Source organism: Streptomyces sp. LS1784 (assembly GCF_020103755.1).
GTDB lineage: Bacteria > Actinomycetota > Actinomycetes > Streptomycetales > Streptomycetaceae > Kitasatospora.
Genome location: NZ_JAHSQD010000790.1, coordinates 1 through 2,919, shown reverse-complemented (window position 1 = coordinate 2,919; position 2,919 = coordinate 1). Strand labels below are relative to the sequence as shown.

The following is a 2,919-nucleotide window of genomic DNA, read 5'->3' as shown; positions in this document are numbered from 1 at the left end:
CGCCCTGGGCCTGCGGCCGGGCGCCCGCGGTGGGCCGGACCGCCGGGCCGATCGAGCCGCGCCGGCGCCCACGGCGGCCCCGCCGGTCGTCCAACTCGCCGCCTGGGCGGGGACTCTGGCGATCGTGCCGTACGTGCTGATGAAGCTGGTCTGGGCGCTCGGCGGCAGCTTCGCCGGGATCGGTGGCGACCAGATGTACGCGAGCTACGTGCACAACGGCTCCTCCGGGCTCTGGCTCGCCCTGGAGCGCTGGGGGCTCGACGCCACCGTGCTGCTGGCGCTGCTCGGGGTGTTCCTGCTCTGGGGGCTGGTCCGTCCGTGGGGGCAGGTCTTCCCGCGTTGGACCCTGCCGCTGAGCGGCCGTCGGGTGCCGCGCTGGCTGCCGCTCACCCCGGCCCTGCTGGGGGCGGCCACGCTGGCGCCGTACGGGCTGTTCGGGATGGGCTACCTGACGCTGTGCACCGCCGGGGTGACGCGGATCAGGCTGGGCGAGCTCGCCGGCGAGCAGAGCGCACTGGAGATCGCCTGGGTCGGCATGTGCGGGTTCGCCGGGTACGGGGTCGCGCTGGTGGTGGCCGCCCGGTCGTACTGGCGGCGGACGGGGGTGCGAGCCGCCGGGGCCCGCTGAGGTCGAGGTCTGCGGAGGCCGAGGTCTGCCGAGGTCGAGGTTTGCTGAGATGGCAACAAAGCTTGCCGATGTGGTGGAGCGGGTCGCAGCCTGGCGGTGGAGGTGAGCGCCATGGGCGAGATGACCGGGACGACCGGGACCAGGAAGAGCGAGCGCTACGACGTGGTGGTGGTCGGCGCCGGAGCGGCGGGACTGAACGCCGCGCTGGTGCTGGGCCGGGCCCGGCGCCGGGTCGCGGTGGTGGACGCCGGGGAGCCGCGCAACGCGCCCGCCGCCCACATGCACGGCTACCTGAGCCGGGACGGCATGCCCCCGGCGGCGCTGCTGGCGGTCGGACGGGAGGAGGTCGCCCGCTACGGGGTGGACCTGATCGACGCCCGGGTCGAGCACGTCGAGCACGTCGAGCACGTCGAGCGCATCGAGTCCGGCGAATCCGTCGGACTCGTGGGGGAGGCCGGGCCTGCGGCGCCCGGCTTCGTGGTCCACCTGGCCGGCGGGCCGGTGCTGCACGCACGCAGGGTGGTCATCGCCACCGGGCTGCGGGACGGACTGCCGGAGCTGCCCGGCCTGGCCGAGCGGTGGGGCCACGACGTGCTGCACTGCCCGTACTGCCACGCCTGGGAGGTCCGCGACCGGCCGCTCGGGGTGCTCGGCACCGGCCCGGGGGCGGTCAACCAGGCGCTGCTGCTGCGGCAGTGGTCGGCGGACGTGGTGCTGCTCGCGCACACCCTGGTGCTGACCGACGCCGAGCGGGAACGGCTCGCCGCCCGGGACGTCCGGGTGGTCGAGGGCCGGATCGTCCGCCTGGTGTCCGACGACGGGCGCCTGCGCGGGGTCGAACTCGCCACCGGGCAGGTGGTGCCGCGCGAGGCGGTGTTCGTCTTCCCGCAGCCGGTGCCCCGGGACGCGCTGCTCTTCGGCCTCGACTGCGACCGGGACGACAACGGCTGGGTCACCACCGACCGGACCGGCCGCACCAGCCTCCCCGGCGTCTGGGCGGTCGGCAACGTCGCCGACCCGCGCGCCCAGGTGGTCACCGCCGCCGGGGCGGGCGCGGCGGCCGCCTTCGCGCTCGACCACGACCTCACGGCGGAGGAGGTCGACCGGGCGGTCGAGCGGTACCGCGCGTCCGGCGCCGCCCTGCCCGCCTGAGCGGGAAGCTTTCGTCAACCCACGATCGGAGAATCCGGATGTCAGCGCACCAGCACGGCCACTCCCACGGCCACTCCCACGAGCACGGCCACTCCCACGGGCATGTCCCCGCCGCCGACTTCGACTGGGACGCGCTCGCCGCGCACCTGGAGGTGGAGGCCGACCTGAGGGCCGGCGCCGTCACCGAGGCCGGGCGGTGGCTGCTCGGCCTGCACGGGGAGGGCGCGGTACGGCGGGTCCTCGACGTCGGCAGCGGGCCCGGGGTGATCGCCGGACTGCTGGCGGAGGTCTTCCCCGCGGCCGAGGTGGTGGCCGTCGACCAGTCGGCCGCCCTGCTGGAGCGCGCCCGGAGCCGCTCCGGCGGCCGACTCGACACCCGACAGGCCGACCTGCCCGCGGAGTTCGACAAGCTCGGCGAGGCCGACCTGATCTGGTCCGGCAACGCCATCCACCACCTGGGCGACCAGCAGGCCGCGCTCACCTCGCTCGCCGGGGTGCTGCGGCCCGGAGGCCTGCTCGCCGTCGCCGAACGCGGCCTTCCGGCGCGCTACCTGCCACGCGACTTCGGCCTCGGCCGGCCCGGCTTCCAGGCCCGGATGGACGCCGCCCACGAGGACGGCTTCAGCACCATGCGGGCCGAACTGCCCGACAGCACAGCGGAGATCGAGGACTGGCCGGCCATGCTCACGCGGGCCGGGCTGACCCCGACCGGCACCCGCACCTTCCTGGTCGACCACCCCGCCCCGCTCGCCGGCCCCATCCGCGGCTACCTGCACACCCGGCTGACCCGCCTGCGCGACCAGCTCGCCGACCAGCTCGACGCCGAGGACCGGGCCACGCTGGAAGCCCTGCTCGCCGAGGACGCCCCCACCGGCATCCTGCACCGCCCGGACGCCTTCTACCTCTCCGCGATGACCGTCCACACGGCCCGCCGGGACTGACCTGGCGGCTCCGTCGGCGTACGGGGGAAGGACAACGGCCGTGGGACCGCCCCGGCGGGGCCGGGTCAGGGCGCGAGGAAGCCGGCCACCGCACGGGTGAAGGCGGCCGGGTCGTCCAGCCACGGGTAGTGGCCGGCCGCGGGCTGGACGACGGCACGGGCGCGGCGGAACAGCGCGGCCGTGGCGCGGACCGCCCCG

General features: G+C 76.1%; 2 protein-coding genes and 1 pseudogene. All 3 read left to right on the top strand.

Annotation, left to right across the window (positions count from 1 at the left end; genetic code table 11):
- Positions 1–628: pseudogene (locus tag KS423_RS42435) on the top strand (hypothetical protein); the annotation flags it as partial.
- Between the two features lie 111 nt (positions 629–739).
- Positions 740–1,780, top strand: a complete 1,041-nt coding sequence (locus KS423_RS42430; protein WP_224285043.1) for an NAD(P)/FAD-dependent oxidoreductase — start codon at positions 740–742, stop codon at positions 1,778–1,780.
- A 38-nt stretch (positions 1,781–1,818) separates the two neighbouring features.
- Entirely contained in the window at positions 1,819–2,721 is a 903-nt protein-coding gene (locus tag KS423_RS42425) for a class I SAM-dependent methyltransferase (RefSeq protein ID WP_224285042.1), read from the top strand.
- The last annotated feature ends 198 nt before the right edge of the window (positions 2,722–2,919 follow it).

Bases quoted from the DNA above. Each gene is read 5' to 3' on its own strand.
- KS423_RS42430 (WP_224285043.1), top strand. From the start codon at position 740: ATGGGCGAGATGACCGGGACGACCGGGACCAGGAAGAGCGAGCGCTAC.
- KS423_RS42425 (WP_224285042.1), top strand. From the start codon at position 1,819: ATGTCAGCGCACCAGCACGGCCACTCCCACGGCCACTCCCACGAGCAC.